Source organism: Streptomyces sp. NPDC002092, from assembly GCF_053593775.1.
Window position 1 is genome coordinate 409,152 of the sequence record NZ_JBSFDG010000006.1, and the last position, 20,955, is coordinate 430,106.

General features: G+C 71.8%; 20 protein-coding genes and 1 pseudogene. 12 read left to right on the forward strand and 9 right to left on the reverse strand.

The genetic code is table 11. From position 1 onward, the window contains the following. Positions 1-354, reverse strand: a complete 354-nt coding sequence (locus ACWCRD_RS16920; RefSeq protein ID WP_450966573.1) for a GNAT family N-acetyltransferase — start codon at positions 352-354, stop codon at positions 1-3. Positions 355-389: 35 nt separating this feature from the next. Continuing rightward, positions 390-809 (reverse strand): aspartate 1-decarboxylase, encoded by a 420-nt coding sequence (gene panD, locus ACWCRD_RS16925; protein ID WP_099932992.1) that lies wholly within the window; start codon positions 807-809, stop codon positions 390-392. 380 nt (positions 810-1,189) lie between these two features. On the opposite strand from panD, the pseudogene ACWCRD_RS16930 reads away from it, so the two are divergent. Next, positions 1,190-1,516, forward strand: a pseudogene (locus tag ACWCRD_RS16930) (metallophosphoesterase); the annotation flags it as partial. 191 nt (positions 1,517-1,707) lie between these two features. Here the strand turns inward: ACWCRD_RS16930 and ACWCRD_RS16935 are convergent. Next, positions 1,708-2,925, reverse strand: coding sequence for an acyl-CoA dehydrogenase family protein (locus ACWCRD_RS16935; protein WP_450966574.1), 1,218 nt, complete (start codon positions 2,923-2,925; stop codon positions 1,708-1,710). A gap of 119 nt (positions 2,926-3,044) precedes the next feature. Between ACWCRD_RS16935 and ACWCRD_RS16940 the strand changes: the two genes are divergently transcribed. From ACWCRD_RS16940 to ACWCRD_RS16965, 6 genes are all read left to right on the forward strand, one after another. After that, positions 3,045-3,833 (forward strand): enoyl-CoA hydratase/isomerase family protein, encoded by a 789-nt coding sequence (locus tag ACWCRD_RS16940; protein WP_450966575.1) that lies wholly within the window; start codon positions 3,045-3,047, stop codon positions 3,831-3,833. A 71-nt stretch (positions 3,834-3,904) separates the two neighbouring features. Beyond that, on the forward strand, positions 3,905-4,540 hold the full coding sequence (locus ACWCRD_RS16945) for a hypothetical protein (RefSeq protein WP_450966576.1): 636 nt from the start codon (positions 3,905-3,907) through the stop codon (positions 4,538-4,540). Then, positions 4,537-7,140: a putative PEP-binding protein gene (locus ACWCRD_RS16950; protein WP_450966577.1), complete on the forward strand. Its 2,604-nt coding sequence runs from the start codon at positions 4,537-4,539 to the stop codon at positions 7,138-7,140. The genes ACWCRD_RS16945 and ACWCRD_RS16950 overlap by 4 nt, the downstream gene beginning before the upstream one ends. Continuing rightward, complete coding sequence (locus ACWCRD_RS16955; protein ID WP_450966578.1) at positions 7,137-8,261, forward strand: acyl-CoA dehydrogenase family protein; 1,125 nt, start codon at positions 7,137-7,139, stop codon at positions 8,259-8,261. Before ACWCRD_RS16950 ends, ACWCRD_RS16955 begins: the two co-directional genes overlap by 4 nt. Positions 8,262-8,281: 20 nt before the next feature. Next, positions 8,282-8,725: a Zn-ribbon domain-containing OB-fold protein gene (locus ACWCRD_RS16960; RefSeq protein ID WP_450966579.1), complete on the forward strand. Its 444-nt coding sequence runs from the start codon at positions 8,282-8,284 to the stop codon at positions 8,723-8,725. After that, on the forward strand, positions 8,722-9,876 hold the full coding sequence (locus ACWCRD_RS16965) for a thiolase family protein (protein WP_450966580.1): 1,155 nt from the start codon (positions 8,722-8,724) through the stop codon (positions 9,874-9,876). Before ACWCRD_RS16960 ends, ACWCRD_RS16965 begins: the two co-directional genes overlap by 4 nt. Positions 9,877-10,046: 170 nt before the next feature. Here ACWCRD_RS16965 and ACWCRD_RS16970 read toward each other — a convergent pair whose 3' ends face one another. Beyond that, on the reverse strand, positions 10,047-10,727 hold the full coding sequence (locus tag ACWCRD_RS16970; protein WP_450966581.1) for a TetR/AcrR family transcriptional regulator: 681 nt from the start codon (positions 10,725-10,727) through the stop codon (positions 10,047-10,049). Between the two features lie 142 nt (positions 10,728-10,869). Here ACWCRD_RS16970 and ACWCRD_RS16975 point away from each other — a divergent pair, with 142 nt between their 5' ends. After that, positions 10,870-11,475, forward strand: a complete 606-nt coding sequence (locus ACWCRD_RS16975) for a TetR/AcrR family transcriptional regulator (protein WP_450966582.1) — start codon at positions 10,870-10,872, stop codon at positions 11,473-11,475. Positions 11,476-11,483: 8 nt separating this feature from the next. Here the strand turns inward: ACWCRD_RS16975 and ACWCRD_RS16980 are convergent, their stop codons facing one another. From ACWCRD_RS16980 to ACWCRD_RS16995, 4 genes are all read right to left on the reverse strand, one after another. Next, complete coding sequence (locus ACWCRD_RS16980; protein WP_450966583.1) at positions 11,484-12,884, reverse strand: 2-oxo acid dehydrogenase subunit E2; 1,401 nt, start codon at positions 12,882-12,884, stop codon at positions 11,484-11,486. 5 nt (positions 12,885-12,889) lie between these two features. Next, positions 12,890-13,903, reverse strand: a complete 1,014-nt coding sequence (locus ACWCRD_RS16985) for an alpha-ketoacid dehydrogenase subunit beta (RefSeq protein WP_450966584.1) — start codon at positions 13,901-13,903, stop codon at positions 12,890-12,892. 5 nt (positions 13,904-13,908) lie between these two features. Beyond that, the gene (locus ACWCRD_RS16990) at positions 13,909-14,913 is read right to left on the reverse strand and encodes a thiamine pyrophosphate-dependent dehydrogenase E1 component subunit alpha (RefSeq protein WP_450966585.1); all 1,005 of its coding nucleotides are present in this window, start codon (positions 14,911-14,913) and stop codon (positions 13,909-13,911) included. Between the two features lie 97 nt (positions 14,914-15,010). Next, positions 15,011-15,472, reverse strand: coding sequence for a VOC family protein (locus tag ACWCRD_RS16995; RefSeq protein WP_450966586.1), 462 nt, complete (start codon positions 15,470-15,472; stop codon positions 15,011-15,013). Between the two features lie 149 nt (positions 15,473-15,621). On the opposite strand from ACWCRD_RS16995, the gene ACWCRD_RS17000 reads away from it, so the two are divergent. From ACWCRD_RS17000 to ACWCRD_RS17015, 4 genes are all read left to right on the forward strand, one after another. Beyond that, complete coding sequence (locus ACWCRD_RS17000) at positions 15,622-16,905, forward strand: aromatic ring-hydroxylating oxygenase subunit alpha (RefSeq protein ID WP_450966587.1); 1,284 nt, start codon at positions 15,622-15,624, stop codon at positions 16,903-16,905. A gap of 29 nt (positions 16,906-16,934) precedes the next feature. Beyond that, positions 16,935-17,726: an SDR family NAD(P)-dependent oxidoreductase gene (locus ACWCRD_RS17005; protein ID WP_450966588.1), complete on the forward strand. Its 792-nt coding sequence runs from the start codon at positions 16,935-16,937 to the stop codon at positions 17,724-17,726. 31 nt (positions 17,727-17,757) lie between these two features. Beyond that, entirely contained in the window at positions 17,758-19,494 is a 1,737-nt protein-coding gene (locus ACWCRD_RS17010; protein ID WP_450966589.1) for a PEP-utilizing enzyme, read from the forward strand. Between the two features lie 72 nt (positions 19,495-19,566). Next, positions 19,567-19,881 carry a putative quinol monooxygenase gene (locus ACWCRD_RS17015; protein WP_450966590.1) on the forward strand — a complete coding sequence of 105 codons (315 nt, stop codon included), beginning with the start codon at positions 19,567-19,569 and terminating at the stop codon, positions 19,879-19,881. Between the two features lie 48 nt (positions 19,882-19,929). Here the strand turns inward: ACWCRD_RS17015 and ACWCRD_RS17020 are convergent, their stop codons facing one another. Further along, on the reverse strand, positions 19,930-20,955 hold the full coding sequence (locus ACWCRD_RS17020; RefSeq protein ID WP_450966591.1) for an NADP-dependent oxidoreductase: 1,026 nt from the start codon (positions 20,953-20,955) through the stop codon (positions 19,930-19,932).

Here is a 20,955-nt window from a genome sequence, read left to right on the forward strand (position 1 = left end):
TCAGAAGCGACCGGGGTGCGCCACCAGCCACTCCTTCGCCGCCCGCAGCAGCGCCCGGTCGGCGGCCGGGGCCTCGTCGGGGTGGCGTTCGGCCCACTTGGTGACGTACGGGCACAGCGGGGCGACGACGACGCCCTCGCGCCCGGCGATGGCGTACAGCTCACGCGCCAGCGAACCCGCGATGCCCTTCCCCTCGTGGGCCGGTTCCACGATCGTGTGGACGGGGACCAGGGCGCGCGCGGGCGATTCGAGGACGAAGTACTCGATGTGGCCGACGACTTCGCCGTCCGTACCGTCGCCGAGGGCCTCCAAGCGGCCCGCCGCCCGGTCGTCCCGGATCTCGATGTCGCTCATGGGCACGCTCCTGGTGCGAGGGGTCCGAGTGTGGATCAGGCCGGTACGGCCTGCGGGCTGCGCTCCTGGTCCGAGCCCGGTACCGGCTCGGACGGGTCGGCGCCCAGGGCCACGATGCGGTTGTCGCGGTCCACGTGCACGACGCGGGGCTCCAGCGCCCGCGCCTCGGCGTCGGTCACCTGAGCGTAGCTGATGATGATCACCAGGTCGCCGGGGTGGACGAGATGGGCGGCGGCCCCGTTGATCCCGATCACACCGGAACCGCGCTCACCCTCGATGACGTACGTCTCCAGGCGGGCCCCGTTGGTGATGTCGACGATGTGCACGAGCTCGCCGGGCAGCAGGTCGGCGGCGTCGAGGAGATCGGCGTCGATCGTCACCGATCCCACGTAGTGCAGGTCGGCCTGGGTGACGGTGGCGCGGTGGATCTTGGACTTGAACAGAGTACGCAGCACTTTGGACTCCTGGAGGACGGCTCCCTGCCTGCTTTATGCAGGTCAAGGGCGGCATTCACTCTACACGGGCACGCGTCGAAGTCGATGATTGTGAGGAACATCGCTTCTCATTGGTGACAGCTCTCCTGCCTGGGCTTCGGCGCTAACCAGTGCCCTCACGCGGACGATCTACGCCGACGCTCCAACTCGCTGATCCGGACCATCGCGTACCCACCCGCCGGACTGACAGCTTCGCCTCGAGGTCCCCATCGGACCGCACCTGCTGAAGATGAGGGGCACACTCACCAACAGCCGTACGGATCGTGTCACCTTCATGTATGGGTCACTGACCAGCGACGGGTTGATCTGCCGCCGTCCCGTGATCATCCAGACCAAAGCACGCCCACCTCGCCGGAGCCTTGGACGGCACTGACCCCGAGCTGCCCGTCCTGCTCCTGGCTCACCAGCCCAAGTTCATCGATCGCGCCGCGGCCGCGGGTATCGACCTCCAACTCTCCGGCCACACCCACGGCGGCCGGATCTGGCCCTCCCACCACCTGGTCCGCCTCGACCAGCCCGCCCTCGCCGGCCTCAGCCGGCACGGCGCCCGCACCCTTCTCTACACCGGCCGCGGCACCGGATTCTGGGGCCCACCGTTCCGCGTCTTCGTCCCCAGCGAGATCACCCTGCTCGCACTCCGCTCTCCGCATCTGCCCACCTCGCCGTAGCAGAGGGACGGCGCCTTCTACGCCCGCTTCGCCGCCAAGGACGACCTCTGCACCGAGGACGCGATGGCCGTCGTGGACGAGATCGCCGCCCGGCTGGAACCTGGCGATCCGAAATCCGCCCGCGGTAGGGGCATCTTGCTCTTCGTGGTGGCGTGCTTCGCCGGCTCCTGAATCTACCGGCAGCCAGGCCTCTAAGCGGGGGTACCGCCCGTGAACTGCTGTCGGTACGGCCTCACCGCGCGGCGGGCTATGGCGAAACGGTGCGTCTCCGACGGGCCGTCGTAGATACGGAAGGGCCGTACCTCCCGGAAGAGACGGGCCAGTGGGGCGTCGGCGGCCGAGACGCCGAGGGCTCCGCAGATCTGGACCGCCCGGTCGACGACCCGGTTCACCGCCTCCGCCACGAAGGTCTTGGACACCGAGGAGAGCTGTGAGGCCGCGGCTGAGCCGGTGTCCAACTCCCAGGCCGTACGCAAGATCAGGGCGCGGCTCGCCTCGATGTCGATCTCGGAGTCGGCCAGCATCTGCTGGACCATGCCGAGGTCTGCGAGCGCCGAGCCGAAGGCCATCCGGCTCCCGGCCCGCTCCAGCGCGATGTCCTGGGCGCGGCGGGCCGCTCCCAGCCAGCGCATGCAGTGGGTCAGCCGGGCGGGACCGAGCCGTATCTGGGCGCCCTCGAAGCCGCGGTCCAGCGTTCCCAGCACCTGCCCCTCCCCCACCACGCATCCGTCGAAGACGATCTCGCTGTGCCCGGCGAAGAGCGACTCGTCGAGGGTCTCGATCGTCCTGACGAGGCGCATGCCGGGGGTGTCGGCGTCCACCAGGAACATGGTGGCGCCGCCCGGGTCGCCGGGGTCGCCGGAGGTGCGGGCCATGACGATGGTGAAGCCGGAGCCCTGGGCGCCGGTGATGAACCACTTGCGCCCGTCTATACGCCAGCCACCGGGCACCCGGGTGGCGGTGGTGCGCAGCAGGCGGGGATCGGAACCCGCTCCCGGAGCCGGTTCCGTCATCGCGAAGCAGGACCGTGTCTCGCCCGCGGCGAGCGGACGCAGATACGTCTGCTTCTGGTCTTCGGTGGCCACCTTCTCCAGCAGGTGCATGTTGCCCTCGTCCGGGGCCGCGCAGTTCAGCGCCAGCGGTCCGAGCAGCGAGTAACCCGCCGCCTCGAACACCGCGGCCTGGCCGCGCAGGTCGAGCCCGTGGCCGCCCCAGCGCTTCGGTACGTGCGGGGCAAACACACCCGCGTCACGGGCGGCTTTCTGCAGCCTCTCCCGCAGCGCCTCGGGGGCGTCGTGCACGGACCCGCCGCACTCGCGCTCGGCCGGGACGACCACCTCGCGCACGAACTCCGCCGTGTCTTCGGCCAGTTGGGCGACAGCCGGATCTACATCGAACTGGATGGGCACGGGACCTCCCGCCGACGGGCGCACGGGCATCCACAGCCGTCGCCTCCTAGAAACTGTATAGCGTGTTTAGTATCTTGCCCGGAAGTCCCCGGCGACGGGAAGACGACGGGAGAGTCACCATGAGCCCGACCGCGAGCACCGGCCCGGTCCGCACGGTCCGCCATCCCGACGGTTTCGTCGAGCTGAGGCTGGACGATCCAGGCCGCGGGAACGCCCTGGATCTCAGAACGGCCGAGGCACTTCGGGACACGGCCCTGGAGGTGGCCGCGGACCCGGGGGGCGCGGTACTGCTGCGGACGACGGGCGGCAGTTTCTGCGTGGGCGGTGACCTGCGCGCGTTCGCCGGCCGCGGCCCGGAGACCGGCGCCTATGTGCTCTCCGTGGCGAGCGCCGCACATGCCGCGATACAGGTTCTGTACGAGCTGCCGGTGCCGTTGGTGACCGCTGTGCGCGGAGCGGCCGCGGGCGGCGGGATCGGCCTCGCCCTCGTGGGCGACATCGTCCTGGCGGCCCGGTCCGCGCGGTTCCGGCTCGCGTACACGGCGATCGGACTCACCCCGGACTGCGGGGCGTCATGGTTCCTGCCACGCCTGGTGGGCCCCCGCAGGGCGGCGGAACTGATCCTCACCAATCCGGTCCTGACCGGCGACGACGCCGAACGGTGGGGTTTGGCCTCCCGTTCCGTGCCCGACGCGGAACTGGACGACACGGCCCACCGGACCGCCACCGACCTGGCCGCCGGTGCCGGTGACGCACTCCGTGCCGCAAAGGCGCTGCTGCGCCTCGGCACCGGTGACGATCTGCGCCGCCACCTCGCCGAAGAGGCGCGGTCCATCGCCACCCTCGCGGGCGGCCGGGACGCGCAGGACCGCATCACGTCGTTCCTCTCGGCAAAAAGTGTTTCTTGAGTACCTCTTCACTAACCAACCTGCCGAGGCGTAACCTCCGGGCAACACAGAACCGAGCAAGAGGTGTGGCGATGCAATCTGCTGCCGTGGACCTTCCGGACGCGTCCTCCGACGAGCCCCTCACCGAAGCCGTCGTCGATCTCGTTCTGCGTGGCATGTGGCGCGGCCGTCCGGACTCCGAGTACCGGCCGTTGGTCGGCGCCGGGCTGGCGACGGTGAAGGGGCCGGTGGTGCTGCCGACCGAGGTGGCCAAGGCCGCCGTCGCGCAGTTGCTGCGGGTTCCCGCCGGCTCCGAGCAGGAGGAGCGGATCACCGCGGCGTACGAGGCGTTCCTGCCGGTCAACCGGAAGATCCGGGACGTGTGCACGGCATGGCAGTGCCGCCCGGACGGCACCGCCAACGACCATTCCGACGACGTCTACGACGCCGGGGTGCGCGAGTCGCTCGAGGACGTGCACGAGGCCATCCAGCCCGTGCTGCGCCGGCTGGACCGGGTGCTCGCGGGCAGTGGGCGGTACCTGACGGACCTGGAGGACGCCCTCGACCGCTTCGACGACGGTGCGCCTCAGTGGCTGGCCTCGCCGCTGTGCGACTCGTACCACACCGTATGGATGCGACTGCACCAGGAGCTGCTGCTCGTGCTGGGCATCAGCCGCGCCGAGGACGAGGCCCGTGAAGAGGATCTCGTCACCAGGGGGCGCGGGTGAGCGTCACCGATCGCGAGGCGGGCCTGCCCGCACCGTCCGAGGCGCCCCTCACTCCATCCGGTAGCCCCGGGCCTCCCGGTCGGCTCCTGGTTCCGTACGGGCAGGGACGCATCCGGGGCCTGGACGCCGACGAGCTCGGCGCCCACGGCGCCGCGATGGACGGGCTGGTGGCCCTCGGTCTGCCGGTCGTGCCGGGGCTCACCGTGCCCGCCGCCTCCGCCGCGTCGCTGTGCGAACCCGCGACCGCCGAAGCCGCCGTGGACCTCGTCGAACAGCTCTCGGGACGGCGGATCGGGGACACCGTCCGGCCGCTGCTGCTGCGCCTGTCCGCGAGCGCGCCGACCGAGATCGCCGGCCTGCCGCCCGACCTGGCCTGCCTCGGCGTGGCCCCGGGCACTGCGGACGCCCTGTGCGCCGTCATCGGGCAAGCGGACGCCTTGTACGAGGTGTGGGCCGCCACCGTACGCGTGATCGCCGAACACGCCCTGGACGTTCCCGGTGCGCTGCTCGACGACGCCCTCCTGGACACCCCGGAGCCGCGGGCACGGGTCGAGGTGCTGCTGTCCCTGGTGGCGGCGCACGGCTCCCGTGCCTTCCCCGACGACCCGGCGCAGCAACTGGCGCTTGCCGCCCGTGCCCTGCTCGCCCGGTGGGACTCGCCGCGTGCGCGAAGGTCCCGCCGGGCCCAGCGACTCCCCGCCGACCTGGCCCTCGCCCTGCATGTGCAGGCCCTGCGCATCGGCCCGGCGGACCATTCCGGCTACGGCACGGCGGTCAGCCGCGATCCCGAGACCGGGCGTCTGTCCCCGCAGGGCTCCTTCTTCCGCGGGGTGCGCCGCAGTTCCCCGCCGCCGCATTCCGGTGAACCACTGGACCGGCTCGCGGGCGGCACCGCACTGCTGGAGCACTCCCTGCTCACCCTGGAGCGGCACCTGCGCGCGCCGGTGTCGGTCGACTTCGAGGTACGCGACGACGAGATATCCCTGCTCACCGCCTCCGCCCAACTCCGCCCGCCACTGCGGGCCTCGGTGTGTCTGGCCGCAGACCTCGCCCGGGACGGGGCGCTCGGTCATGAGGAGGCCGTCCGTCGGGTCACCCCCGCGCAGGTACAGGAACTGCTCCACCCCCAACTGCGGCTCACCGGTGGCGAGGAACTCCTCGTGAGGGGCCTGCCCGCGTCGCCGGGAGCGGCGACCGGGACGGTGGTGCTCTCCAGTGAGAGGGCTCTCGAACTGGCCGCGGACGGCACCCGGGTCGTGCTGGTGGCTGCCGAGACGACCCCGGCGGACGTGCCCGGGATGCTGGCCTCCGTCGCCGTGCTGACCGGCAGCGGCGGGATCGCCTCGCACGCCGCCGTGGTCGCGCGGGGCGCAGGCAAGCCCGCTGTGTGCGGCGCCGAGGGGCTGCGCGTGGACCGGGCCGCGGGGACGGCCCGGTTCGGGGAGCGCATGGTGCGCGAAGGCGACCCGGTCTCGCTGGACGGCCGGACCGGCGCCGTCTACGCGGGCACACTGAGCGTCAGCGTGGCCGGACCGCCGCCCGAGCTGTCCACCCTGCTCACCTGGGCGGACGACATACGCCGACTGGGCGTGCGGGTCAACGCCGACACCGCCGCCGAGGTGGAGACGGCCCTCGCGCTGGGCGCGGAGGGTGTCGGACTGTGCCGTACGGAGCACCAGTTCCTCGGCGAGCGGCTGCCGCTGATCCGCCGGGTGCTCCTGGCGGCCGACCCGACCGCCCGGGACGGGGCCCTGGTGGCGCTGGAGCGCGCCCAGCACGAGGACTTCACCGCGCTGCTGGCCGCCGTGGGCAACCGCCCGGTGACCGTGCGCCTCCTGGACGCCCCGCTGCACGAATTTCTGCCCGCCCCCGGCGAGGCACTGGACGCGGCCGAGGAACAGCAGGCCGCCGCACTGCGCGAGGCGAACCCGATGCTCGGACTGCGCGGGGTGCGGCTGGCGCTGCTGCACGAGCGGCTCTACCCGGCGCAGGCCGAGGCGCTGTTCACCGCGTGGGCCGATGTCGCCGCCACCGGGGTCCGGCCCGAGCTGGAGGTCATGATCCCGCTGGTCAGCCTGCCGGAGGAACTGGCCGCCGCGGCCGCGTACGTACGCGGTGCCGCCGACGCGGTCGCGGAACGCACCGGGGTGGCGGTCCCCTACCGGCTCGGCACGATGATCGAGACCCCGCGCGCCGCGCTGCTGGCCGGGGAACTCGCCGAGCACGCCGAGTTCTTCTCCTTCGGCACCAACGACCTCACCCAGCTCACCTACGGCTTCTCCCGGGACGACGTCGAACGCCAGGTGCTCACCTCGTACCAGGAACGCGGGTTCCTGACCGCGAGCCCGTTCGCCCGGCTCGACCCGCACGGGGTGGGTGCCCTGGTGGCCCTGGCGGCCGAGCGGGCCCGGAGCGTACGGACCGGCATCAAGCTGGGCGTGTGCGGCGAGCACGGCGGCGACCCGGAGTCGATCGCGCTCTGCGACGACCTCGGTCTCGACTACGTCTCGTGTTCCGCGCACCGCGTGCCGGTGGCCCGGATGGCGGCGGCGCACAGCGCGCTGCGCGCACGCGACCACACCGGCGGGAGCACACGATGACGAGCACCGTGACCGAGACCGACGGCACAGCCCTGTCGGACACCGAACTGGAGGACCTCCGCGAGACCGTCCGCGCGGTGTGCGCGGACGCCGGCGGCACCGCCGCGGTACGCCGGCTGTCCGAGGAGGCCCCCGGCATCGACGCCGGGTTGTGGGACACCCTCGGTCGGCAGGTCGGCCTCGCGGCGCTCGGCCTGCCCGGGTCGGCGGGAGGGATCGGCGGACTCGCCGCGATCGCCGCCGTCTGCGAGGAGTTGGGCCGGACCCTGGCACCGGTACCACTGCTGTCCTCCACCGTGCTGGCCGGGCAGGTGCTGGCCGGCTGCGGCACGGCCGGCAAGGCACTGGGCAGGCTGGCGGAGGGCGCCGTACACGCCCTGGCCGTGGTCGCACCGGACGGGACATGGCGGGCCGACGCCGTGCCCGTGGCCGTGTCCTGGCAGGGCAGCGTCCCCGTCGTGGAGGGCACCGCGCCGTTCGTCCTCGACGGCGCCGACGCCGAGACACTCGTGGTGGCCGCGACCGGCGCCGACGGCGTGGACCTCTTCCTGGCCGATCCGCGGGAACCGGGGGTCACGGTACGCCGGGTGCCGACGCTGGACCTCAGCCGAGGTCAGGCGATGGTCACCTTCGACGGCGCACGGGTCCGGGCACTGACCGCCGGCGGCGAGGGAGCGGAGGTCGTCTCCCGCGCACTGGACGTGGCCCTGGTGGCCCTGGCGGCCGAGCAACTGGGCGGAGCCCAGGCCGCCTTGGACATGACGGTGGCCCATGTGCGCGACCGCACCCAGTTCGGCAGGGCGATCGGCGGCTTCCAGGCGGTCAAGCACGCCTGCGCCGACATGCTGCTCCAGGTCGAGGCCGCACGGTCGGCCGTGGCCCGCGCGGTCCGGACGGACGGCTCACCTCGGGCGCTGGCCGAGGCGGCGGCGGTTGCACAGGCGTGGTGCGGCGAGGCGTTCGTCTCCGTCGCCGCCGAGTGCGTGCAGCTCCACGGCGGAATGGGCTTCACCTGGGAACACGACGCGCACCTGTACTTCCGGCGCGCGCAGTCAGACGCGGTGCTGCTGGGCGGCTCCGCACATCACCGGGAACGGCTGGCCGCCCTGCTGGGCTGGTGACATGGAGGGAGGGCGGGAACATGACCACCAGGCTCATCGACGAGTCCCTGTTCGAGAACCCGGACGACCGTGAGTACGACGACGGGGACACGCCGCGTCTTGTGGGCGCCCGCTGCTCCGCGTGCCACACCGTCGTCTTCCCCCGGCAGGACTCGTGCCCCAGGTGCGCGGGGCGGGCGATGTCCGAGCAGGTGCTGCCGGTCAGGGGGCTGGTGTGGTCGTGGACGCTGCAGGCGTTCTGGCCGAAACCGCCGTACCGGCCGCCGGCCGACGGCTTCCGCCCGTACCACCTGGGCTACGTGGACCTCGGTGAGGTGCTGGTCGAAGCGCGGCTGGCGGTGCCCCGCGAGGAGATCCGGATCGGTCTGCCGGTCCGGCTCACCCTGGTGCCCGCGTACCGGCACGACGACGGGACCGAGGTCGTCACCTTCGCGTTCCGTCCGGAGCGGGACGGAGAGCTGTGAACCGGCCCGAGGACGTGTACGTGGTCGGATGCGGGATGCATCCCTTCGGCCGCGACGAGAGCGTCACGGGTATGGACATGGCCGAGCGAGCGGTGCGCGCGGCGCTGGCCGACGCGGGTGTCGCCTGGGAGGACATCGGCTACGCGGCCGGCGGCTCCGACGTGTCCGGCAAGCCCGACACCCTGGTGGGCCGTCTGGGCCTGACCGGAGTGCCCTTCGTCAACGTGCAGAACGGCTGCGCGACCGGTGCCTCAACCGTCCTCGCGGTGGCCAACGCGTTGCGCGCGGGCGAGGCCTCCCTGGGACTGGCGGTGGGCTTCGACAAGCATGAACGGGGCGCGTTCCACGTCTCCGCAGCCCGCTACGGCCTCGGCGACTGGTACGCCGAGAGCGGCATGATGCTGACCACCCAGTTCTTCGCGCTGAAGACCCAGCGGTACCTGTACGAGCACGGAATGTCCGAGCGGGCGCTGGCGATGGTGGCCGAGCGTGCCTTCCGCAACGGCGCCCTGCACCCCCTGGCATGGCGGCGCAAACCGCTCACGCAGCGGGAGATCCTGGACGCCGCCGAGGTCAGTCCGCCGCTCACCCAGTACATGTTCTGTTCGCCCGGACAGGGCGCGGCGGCCCTGGTCCTGGCGCTCGGCGACCGGGCGTTCGATCTGTGCGAACGGCCGGTAAGGCTGGCGTCGTTGGCCTTCAGGACGCGGCGGTTCGGTTCGTTCGAGGTGTTCTCTCCGTGGCTGCCGCCGGGCCCCCACCGCAGCCCCAGCGTCGACGCCGCCGAGGCGGCCTTCCGCACGGCGGGCGTACGGCCCGCGGACGTGCAGGTCGCGCAGCTTCAGGACACGGACAGCGGCTCGGAGCTGGTCCACCTCGCGGAGACCGGACTGTGCGGCCACGGCGAGCAGGAGGAGCTGCTGGCCGCCGGTGCCACCGATCCCACGGGCCGGATACCGGTCAACACCGACGGCGGTTGTCTGGCCGGCGGGGAGCCCGTGGGCGCCTCCGGACTGCGTCAGTTCCACGAGGTCGTACGGCAGTTGCAGGGCCGGGCACCCGGCGCGCAAGTGCCGGGTGCTCCCCGGGTGGGCTTCACGCATGTCTACGGGGCGCCCGGGATCAGCGCCTGCTCGGTCCTGACGGTGTGAGAGGCGGCGGGCGAGCGAGCGGCCGCCGAGGAGGCGTGCCGCACGGTCGGCCCGATGGCCCTGCCGCTGGTCCTCAGTGTGACCTGCGCGAAGAGCGTCGTCGCAGTGGTCCGGGAGGCCGGGAGCCGACCGGCCGGGATCGACGTCCTGGTGACGCCCGGTGCCCCCTCTCAGGCCCGTGACGTGGCCTTCTTGGCCGGCCTCTGCTGCCCCGCCGGTGTCTCCTCGGCGGCCACGATGCGCAGCGCCAGCTCCCTGACCGCCTGCAGCACGGCCCGGGAGGGCAGCCGGGACAGCGGTCCTCCCTCTGCCCGCAAGGCGGTGACCAGCATCGTCGTACTGATCAGCGTGCGGACCGCGAGCGCCTGTCCCGCGTGCCGGGCCTTGGCCGCGCGGGGGCTGCGCGTGCTGCCCTCAGGCAGGTAGTCGTAGCCACGCTGGATGTGGCGCTGCTCGAACTCGTCCCGCAGGACCTTCACGCTGCCGTTGGCGGAGGCGACCTGGACCTGGTAGAGGCGGGCCTCGTCGGGGTTCTTCTCCACCCATTCCCATACGGCGTCGATGACGCGGACCAGGCCCTCGGCGTCACCCGGCTCGGATTCCGGCCGGGCCGCCTCCACGACCGCGTTCAGCTGGTCGAAGACCCGGCGCATGGCGAGTTCGAGCAGTTCCTCCTTGCCGTCGAAGTGGTAGTAGACGGCCGTGGGAACCACCTCGGCCTCGTCCGCGATGTCCTGGATGCTCGTCTCCGCGAATCCGTTGCGGCCGAAGACCCGCACGGCGGCACCGATGATGTGCTGCCGCCGCGAGGGCCGGTGGGCGGGCTGCTTGCCGTTCTTCGTCGTGGCCATCCTGCTCCCTGCCCGCTGCCGTCGGTCCGCACCCATGATCTCTGGTACTGACCATTGTATCCAGTAACTCCCGCCCCCCGACCGCACAACTCCTGCTGCACACTGGCCTCCGACGCACTCAGGTCCCGGCATACTTGACACCATGACGACATCCGGAACCCGTGCCGCTCACCGTCCCTCGCGCAAGCAGTGGGTGATCGAGGCGGCCACCGAGTTGTTCGCCACCCAGCCGCCGGACGAGGTGACGGTGGCCGACATCGCCTCGCGCGCGGAGATGACCTCGGCCGCGGTGTACTACCACTTCTCCTCCAAGGACCAGGTCCTGGCCGAGGCCATGCGGGCGTTCGCCGCGGCGCTGCGCGAGCAGTTGCAGGCGATCACGGAGGCCCACGAGCCCGGTTCGCCCACCGGAGCGGCGATCACCGCCCTGCTGGCGTGGATGGCCGAGAACCGGTCCGCCGCCACCGTGTTCTTCGTGTCGTCGGCCGGAATGAGCCAGGAGGCGGAGGCGCTGCGCCAGGAGAGCCGTACGGAGTTGCTGGAGGAGCTGGTGCGGCTGGTCCGCAAGGCCCGCCCGTCCGTCTCCGACGCCGAGGCGGCGGTGAACGGCCTGGGCCTGCTGGCGCTGCTGGAGACCGCGGCGACCTCGCAGGTGCGGGGCGACGACGTGTACCGGTCGCTGGGGCACCGCTCGTTCGTTCGCGAGGTCGGCGATCTCGCGGAGCGGATCGCCGACCCGGCCCGCTAGACCTCGGGTCACACCAGCAGACGCAGGGGTTTGCTCAGCAACTCGCCCACCGTGCGCAGATACTCGGCGGCGGGTGCGCCGTCGACGGCACGGTGGTCGAAGGTGAGGCTCAGCGTGAGCACCCGGGTCCGCAGCGGCCGGTCGTCCACCCACTCGACGCCGTCCCTGAGCCTGCCCACGCCGAGGATCCCGACATTGCCGGGGTTGATCACCGGGGTGAAGAAGTCGACGCCGTATCCGCCGAGCGAGGTGACCGTGAAGGTCGCCCCCTCCAGCCGGGCCGGGGAGATCCGCCCCTCGCGCGCGGCCTGCGCCAGTTCCTTCGACCGGCGGGCGATGTCATGCAGCGGCAGCACCGCCGCGTCCTCGATGACAGGCACCATGAGGCCGCCCGGTACGGCCACCGCGAAGCCCAGGTGGATGCCGTCGAGCAGATGGATGCCGTCGTCCAGGACCGTCGCGTTGAGGAGCGGATGCTCACGCAGGGCCAGGGCAGCGGCCTTCAGCAGGAAGTCGCCCAGGCTCGGCACCGGCAGTTCGCCGTCGGCCCACTCCTCCTTCAGCCGCTCCCGCAGGGACACGACGGCGTCCATCCGCACCTCGTAGCCGTGCGTCAGCTGTGCCATCTCCTGGAGGCTGGCGTGCATCCTGCGGGCGATGGTGCCGCGCATCCCGGTCAGGGGGAGGACGTCGCCGGGCTGAGGAGCCGCGTTCCGGCGAGCGGGAGCAGCGGTGGCCGCGTCGAGATCGGACCGGCGGACCCGGCCGCCCGGACCCGTGCCGTTCACCTCGGACAGGTCGATGCCGCGTTCCTTCGCCAGCTTGCGCACCAGCGGGGAGGAGGGGGTGGCCTCCTGCGGGCCCGGCATGGCGGGGACCTCGGGCGGTGCCGCGAAGAACTCCTCCACGTCCTCGGAGACGATCCGGCCGCCCGGCCCGGTGCCGCGTACGACGGTGAGGTCGACGCCGACGGCCGCGGCGACCCGCCGGGCGTTCGGTGAGGACAGAAGCCTGCCACCGGTGCCGGCGGGCACGGCGCCCGCGCCCCCGCCGGGTGCGGGTACGGCCGCCGTACCCGCACCGCCGCCGCCCGGGGCTGCCATGGTGCCCGTGTCCCGGCCGGTCCCGGACCCGGCGGGCGCCGGCACACCCGTCGCCTCCGGTGGCTGTTCGCCCTCGGCCAGCAGCCAGCCGATGAGGGTCCCGGCCGGCACGGTGGCCCCGGCCTGGACCACCGGATGGAACAGGCCCCCGGCCTCCGCCTCGACGTCCACGTCGACCTTGTCGGTGGCCAGCCGCAGCAGTGCGTCGCCCTCGGCGACGGCCGCGCCGACGGGCACCAGCCATTCGTCGATCGTGCCTTCCTGCATGGTCAGGCCGATCTTCGGCAGCAGAACCTCGACCGCCATGTCGGTCACGACCTTTCGAGGAGGCGCCGGCACCCCTGGGCGATGCGGGCACGATCGGGCACGTACGCCTTCTCCAGGACCGGCGAGAAGGGCACCGGGGAGAAGGGGGCGCCGATGCGCAGGACCGGCGCGTCGAGGTAGTCGAAGACCTCGTCCTGGATCTGGGCGGCGATCTCCGCGCCGAGCCCGCCGAAGGTGACGGCCTCGTGCACCACGAGCACCCGGTTGGTGCGGCGGACGGAGGCGAACATCGTCTCGGTGTCCAGCGGCTGCACGGTACGGGGATCGATCACCTCGATCTCCACGCCCTCGGCGGCGAGTTCGCCGGCCGCCGCGAGGGCCTCCCCCACCATGCGGCCGAGAGCGATCACGGTGACGTCGGAGCCCTGCCGCGCGGTGTGCGCCTGGCCCAGGGGGATGCCGTAGATCTCCTCGGGCACTTCGCCGGTGCTGCCGAGCAGCACCTTGTTGAGCATGACGACGGTGGGGTTGTCGTCCCGGATGGCCGAGACGGTCAGGCCCTTGGCCGTGTACGCGTCGCACGGCATCACCACCTTGAGGCCGGGCACATGCGCCAGCCACGCCTCCAGGCTCTGGCTGTGCTGGGCCGCGGCGCCGAGGCCCGCTCCCGAGGCGGTGGTGATGGTGAGCGGCACCGACAGCGCGCCCCCGAACATGTACTTCATCTTCGCCGCCTGGTTGACGATCTGGTCGAGGCAGACGCCGATGAAGTCCATGAACATCAGGTCGACGACAGGGCGCAGCCCCCGGGCGGCGGCGCCCACGCCGAGGCCGACCAGGGCGGCCTCGGAGATCGGGGTGTCGATCATGCGGCGGGGGCCGAACTCGTCGAGGAGGTTGTCGAACATGCGGAACACGCCACCGTATCCGGCCACGTCCTCCCCGGCGACGAAGACGTTCTCGTCCTCGCGCATGGCCTGTGCGAGGCCCTCGTTGAAGGCCTTGACGTAGGTGAGTCTGCGCGTGGCGACGGCCGGCGCCTCGGTGGTGGTGGTCATGGCGGTCATCCCGAGTAGACGTTCAGCAGCAGGTCGGCGGGGTCGGGCAGCGGGCTCGCCTCGGCGTACGCGATGGCTTCGGCGATCTCGTCGCGCGTGCGCTGCCATACGTCGTCCAGTTCCGCGCGGGTGGCGGCGCCGTCGGCGAGGAGACGGGTCTCGATCAGGTCGATGGGGTCGCGGGCCTTCCACTCGGCGACCTCCTCGTCCGAGCGGTAGGGGTGACGCAGTCCCTTGACGCCCTGGTGGTCGAAGTAGCGGTAGGTCTTGGCCTCGATCATCATCGGGCCGGCGCCGGACCGGGCGCGTGCGACGGCGTCGGTCGCGGCGCGGTGGACGGCGACCGCGTCCATGCCGTCGACGATCACGCTGGGCATGCCGTAGGCGGCGGCCCGGTCGGCGACGTCGGTGAGCAGCATGTGGGCGGACTGCGGGGTGAATTCGGCGTAGCCGTTGTTCTCGCAGACGAAGACCACGGGCAGGCCGAGGACGGCGGCCATGTTGGCGCCCTCGTGGAAGGCGCCGATGTTGGTGGAGCCGTCGCCGAAGAAGGTCACGGCGACACTGTCCTCGCCCTTGTACCGGGCGGCGAACGCGGCGCCCACGGCGATCGGGACGCCGGCCCCGACGATGCCGTTGGCGCCGAGCATGCCGCGGGTGAGGTCGTTGATGTGCATGCTGCCGCCGCGGCCGAGGCAGGCGCCGGTGACCCGGCCGTACAGTTCGGCGTACATCGCGCGGAAGCCGACGCCCTTGGCCACGGCGTGTCCGTGGCCGCGGTGGGTGGAGGTGATCTGGTCGTCGTCGCGCAGGGCCGTCATCACGCCGGCTGCGACGGCTTCCTGGCCGACATACAGATGCAGGAAGCCGGGCAGCTTGCCGGCCTCCATGAGCTTTCCCGCCTCGGTCTCGAACAGCCGGATACGCACCATGCGTTCGTGCAGATCCCTGATGACCGCGGTACTGACCTGCGGGGATTTCTTCGACGCCGTAGACGCTCGTTGAGCCATCGTCCGCCCCTTCGCCCGAGGGAGGTTGCCAAGCAATCAGAGTTACTTGTGTCGGTCTACAGTAACCGGCATGCAGGCACCTTACTGAACAGCGTCTCTAATTACTACGCCTGTAGCCCGGGTCGTCGCCCCGCTCGTCCACCAACTCGACGACATTGCCCTCCGGATCGGCCCAGAAGCTGATGCGCCGGCCACCCGCGCGGACGACGAGCGGGTCCGACAGGGGCCGGGCGCCCGCACCCGGCAGCGCCGCCACGACCGGGTCCATGTCGTCGACATGGAAGGTGAGATACGACAGTCCCGGCCGCCCGGCGGCCCAGGGCTCCGCGCCCGCCGACACCGGCGCCGACCGGGGCAGGATCAACTTGACGCACCCTCCGGAGGGCACCCGGAGCCAGGCGACCACCAGCCCGCCGCCCAGCCCGGCCGGACGCCCGACGGACTCGGGCACACGCGAGCGGCGCTCGGCGCGACAGCCGATCACGTCACAGTAGAAGCGCTCCATCACCCCGAGGTCCCGCACCACCACACCCACCTCGAACGGCCGCGTCACGACCATCACACCCACCCCCATGGCACGCCGAGCGGCAACTTCGACACTTTCTATTGACAGACAACACTAAGTCCTGTTGCAGTTTCGGACACAACCCAGCCGTCGCGTTCCGAAGCCGGTCACCGGCTCGCGGCTGGGAGGATTGTGAGGACATCGTGGTCCAGACCAGTTCACCGGAGATTCGGGAAACAGCGACCGAGCGCAGGTCACCGGCCTCCGCCCCCTCCACCCCCGAGTACTCGTCGTGGATCAGCCAGGACCGGTCCACCGACGCCGCGTCCGTGGCGATGCGGCGGGAGGCGGCCGAACTCGTCGAGCGGGTGATGGCGCACTACCGCGCCAACACGACGCACGAGGCGGACGGCCAGTGGGCGGAACCCGTCGCCAACTACCTGGACGCCGACCGCTGGCAGCGCGAGACGGACGCCGTCCACCGGAGTGTCCCGCTGCCGCTCGCGATGTCGTGCGAGCTGCCCGGGCCGAACACCTACAAGGCGATCGACGTGCTCGGCGTTCCGGTACTGATCACCCGGGACCGGCAGGGTGCCGTGCACGCGATGATCAACGCGTGCCGGCACCGCGGCGCCCGGCTCCTCGAAGCCGGGTGCGGAGTGTCCAAGCGGCTCACCTGCCCGTACCACTCCTGGTCGTACGACCTGGCCGGAGAGCTGCGCGGCGTGTACGCGGAGAAGACCTTCGGCGAGGTACCGCGCGAGGGACGCGGTCTGGTGCGGCTTCCGGCCGGGGAGCGCGCGGGGATCGTCTTCGTCTCGCTGGACCCGGCGGCCGAGCCCGACCTGGACACCTGGCTGGGCGATCTGCAGCCGCTGCTGGAGGGCCTGCGGCTGGCGGAGTGCCACCACTACTCCACCAGCGAGCTGACCAGTCCCAACTGGAAGGTCACCCTCGACGGGTATCTGGAGACGTACCACTTCGCCTCGCTGCACCCGAAGACGGTGTTCGAGACGAACCTCTCGAACATGATGGTCCACGACACCTGGGGCCCCCACCAGCGCATCGCACCGGCCCTGCGCCCCATCGCGCAGGCGAGCGAGCTGCCGCCGGACGAGCGGGACCCCGGGGACTGTGTCGGGCCCATCTACTGGCTCTTCCCGGGACTCGCGATCGCCGGCGGCTGGCGCCAGAAGATCGCCGTCTCCCTGGTGCTCCCCCGCACGGCGACCGAGTCGGTCACCCAGCAGATCATCCTGCTGCGGGAACCGGCGGTCACCGAGGCGGAACGCCAGGCCGCCGACCGGTTCGGCGCCTGGTTCCACGAGGTGGTCCGCGACGAGGACTACGCGACGACGTACGGAGTCCAGCAGGGGCTCAAGGCCCTGGCCGCAGCGGGAACCGAGTTCGTCTTCGGGCGCAACGAGCCCGGCCTCCAGCACTTCCACCGCACCGTTCACCAGCACCTGGACGAAGCCGCCAGGTGACCGACCCACAACAAGCGCAGGAGAACACCATGGTGGCTACGGGCAGCCTCGACGGTCGTGTCGCGGTGATCACGGGCAGCACACGCAGCATCGGCCGCGCCATCGCCGAGGCCTTCCTGGCCGACGGCGCCAGGGTCGTCGTCAGCGGCCGCAGCGAGATCAAGGGCAAGCAGGCCCTGGAGGAGCTGGACGCCGGGGACCGGGCCGTCTTCCACCCCTGTGACGCAAGCAGGCAGGAGGACATCGAGTCCCTCGCCGACTTCGCCGCCGAGAGGTTCGGCCGGCTCGACATCTGGGTCAACAACGCGGGCGGCACCCAGGGCTTCGCCCCCGTTCACGAGCTCAGCGACGAGGCCTGGAACCACGCGCTGGCCTTCAACCTCAACGCCTACTTCTACGGCACCCGCCGGGCACTGCCGAAGATGCTCGCGGGCGGCTGGGGCCGGATCATCAACATCTCCTCGGTGGAGGGCAAGCAGGCCAACAAGCCGGCGATCAGCCACTACATCACCAACAAGCACGCCATCCACGGACTGACGAAGGCGACCGCCTTCGAGTACGGCACCCAGGGCATCACCTGCAACGCCATCTGTCCCGGCGCCGTCGACACCGACCTGATGCGGGCCGCCGGACCGGCCGCCGCCGAGGCCGAGGGCATCAGCTACGAGGAATGGCTCAGCCGCTTCGCCGAGCACGCCGCCACCAAGAAGATCACCACGGTGCAGCAGATCGCGGCTGTCGCCTCGCTGCTGGCGAGCGAGGCAGGGGCGGGTATCACCGGCACGCTGATCAGCGTCGACGGTGGGACAGCGCAGTGGTAGGGGCGGGCACAAAGGGCGGGAGACCTCGGTCATGAAGAGCTGGATCACAGACTGGCAGCGCAGTGAGCGGCTGCCGCACTACACCCGGGCCAACGCGGGCGAGACCCTGCCGGACCCCGCCAGCCCGCTGGGCTGGACCCTGGTCTGGGGGCGCGGTCTGCAGGGCTGGCGGCGCGGCTTCGTCGGGTTCGGCGTCTACCGCGAGGAGGAGGTGGCCGGTCCCCGGCCGCCGTTCGTCGGCATGTTCGGCGGCCACTTCTATCTCAACCTCTCCCACATGCGGCTGTTCGGCATACGGATGGGCCAGACGGCGGACCAGATCGACGCGGCCTTCGTCGGCCAGCGCTCCGACACTCCGGTGTACGTGGCGCATCCCGACGACCAGGACGAGGAGCTGACCGGCAAGGCGGGCGCCACACTTCAACGGATGCTCGGCCAGACCGGCTTCCCGGAGGCCGACGCCGACCAGGAGCGGCTGCGCGCCCTGCGCCGCTCACGTCCCGACCTGACGCGGCTGTCCGAGGCCGAACTGGTCGCCCGCGCACGGTCGTTGCTGGACGAGGTGGAGACGACCTTCCAGCGGCACGTCGAGTCGTCGCTGCCCGCGTCCGTCGGGCCGGCGATCCTCGGCCCGCTGTGCGCGAGCGTGGACCGCCCCGGCGCCCTGCTCGACCTGATCGGCGGTCTCGGCGACGTGGACTCCGCCTCTCCCTCGACCGGGCTGTGGACGCTGTCCCGCCAGGTGGCGGCCTCGGCCGAGCTGACCGCCCTGTTCGACCGGGGTCCGGCCGCGGTGGAGCGGGCCCTCGAGACCGCGACCGGGGATGTGAAGGCGTTCCGTGACTCCTTCGAGGAGTTCCTGGCGGAGTCCGGCGACCGCGGCCCCAACGAGTGGGACATCCACGCACTGTCCTGGGAGGCGGCGCCCGTCCAGGCGCTGGCCCTGGTCGACCGGATCCGGCACAGCCCCGACGACGCCTCCCCCGCCGCCCGCCAGAAGCGGCTGACGGAAGGGCGCGAGCGGACGGCGCGGGAGATCCGGGCCGCGCTGCCCGAGGAGACGCAGCCCATGTTCGACGCCGGCATGCACGCCTCCCAGGTGTGGATACCGGCCCGCGAGCGCACCAAGGCGAACTGCGTCACCGTCGTCAACGAGATCCGTATGGCCGTACGGGAGCTCGGACGCCGCGGCGTCGACGCGGGGCTGTTCGCCCGGCCCGAGGACGTGATGATGCTGCTGGACACCGAACTCGACGACTATGTCGCCGCCCCGGAGTCCTTCGGCGCGGTGATCGCCCAGCGGCTCGAGGAGTACGCGGATCTGTACGAGCTGGAGCCGCCGTTCTTCGTCGCCGACGACGCCCAGACCGAGGTCGACACCTGGACGCGGCGCGCCGAGGAACGGACCCCGGCGGCCGTCGAGGGCGATGTCCTCGCCGGCGTGGGCGGTAGCCACGGCACATACACCGGCAGGGTGCGGGTGGTCACCGACCCGGCCTCGTGCGAGGCGCTGGAGCCCGGTGAGGTGCTGGTCGCGCCGATCACGGATGCGGCCTGGACGCCGCTGTTCCTGGTCGCCGGAGCGGCCGTTGTGGATGTGGGCGCGCTCAACAGCCACGCCGTGGTGGTCTGCCGTGAACTGGGCATCCCCGCCGTGATCTCCGTCGAGAACGGGACGAGGCGACTGCGGGACGGCATGGTGATCACGGTGGACGGCGACAAGGGCACGGTCACCGTGGACAGCGTGCCGGCCGCACTCGGCCTCTGAGGAACGCGTGGGCCCGCCGCTCCCCCTGACGGGACGGCGGGCCCACACCCATGACCACGAAGGGAACACGCCATGGCAGAGGAAGTCATCGTCGCGGGCTGGATGGACTACGGACCCGGCGACCGCGCCGCGATACTGAAGGCCCTGACCGAACTGGGGCGGCAAACCCGCGAGGCGGAACCCGGCTGCCTGGACTACGCCATGACCCCCGACCCCGGCGACGAGCGGCGCATCCGCGTGTTCGAGCACTGGGCCTCCCAACAGGCCCTCGACGAGCACTTCGCCACCCCGCACATCAAGGAGTTCCGCGCGGCCGTGGCGGGGCTGACCCGGGTCGGGGTCTCCCTGACGGCCCACACGGTCGCCGCGTCACGCCCCATGCGCTGAAAACGGCGCCCCCTCGCCGGGGGGCGCCGTTCTCCGGCGTTCCACGCGTCAGTCTCCCAGCCGCACCAGCATCTTGCCGACATTGCCGCCGCCGAGCAGGGACAACAGCGCCCCCGCGGCGTTCTCCAGGCCGTCCACGACCGTCTCACGCGCGGTGATCCGGCCCTCGGCGAGCCAGCCCGCGACCCGCTGCTCGAACTCCGGCCGAAGGTCGTCGTGGTCGCGGACGATGAAACCGGACAGCGTCAGCCGCTTGAGGACCGCCTGGACCAGATGGTTGATGTCCACGGTCCGTCGCTCGCCGCCGAACTGCGACATCATGCCGCACAGGGCGACCCTGCCACCGGTCCGCAGCGCGTGCAGGGCCGCCGCGAGCTGCTCACCGCCGACGTTGTCGAAGTACACGTCGATACCCTCGGGTGCCATCCGGGCCAGCGCGTTGCGCACCGGCTCGGCACGGTAGTCCGCGGCGGCGTCGTAGCCGAACTCCTCGACCAGCAGGGCGCACTTGCCGGGGCCGCCGGCGGTCCCGACGACGCGGTCCGCGCCCAGCAGCCGCGCGAACTGGCCGGCGGCGGTGCCGACGGCGCCTGCCGCTGCCGAGACGAAGACGGTGTCGCCCGGGCGCAGCTCCGCGATCCGGGTCAGGCCCACGTACGCGGTGAAGCCGGTCTGGCCGAGCAGCCCCAACCAGGTGGGCAGCGGGGCCAGGCGCGGATCGATGCGCGCCGCCCCGTCGGTGTCCGTCCCGTTCAGTACGACCCGATCCCGCCAGCCCAGCTGGTGACGTACGAAGGCGCCCGGCGGAACAGCGGGACAGCGGCTCTCCTCGACGACACCGAGGGCCCGCCCGTCCAGGGGTGATCCGGGGGCGAAGTTGTGCGTGTAGTGCTTCTCGGTGGTCTCCAGCCGTCCACGCATGGACGGGTCGACGCTCATGTAGAGGTTGCGGACGAGGACCTGTCCCTCGCCGAGAGAAGGCAGAGGGCGTTCCTCGACGGCGAAGTCACCTGGGACCGGTTCCTTCACAGGCCGGCGTTTCAGACAGACCACCCGGGTGGTGCGCGGGGACAC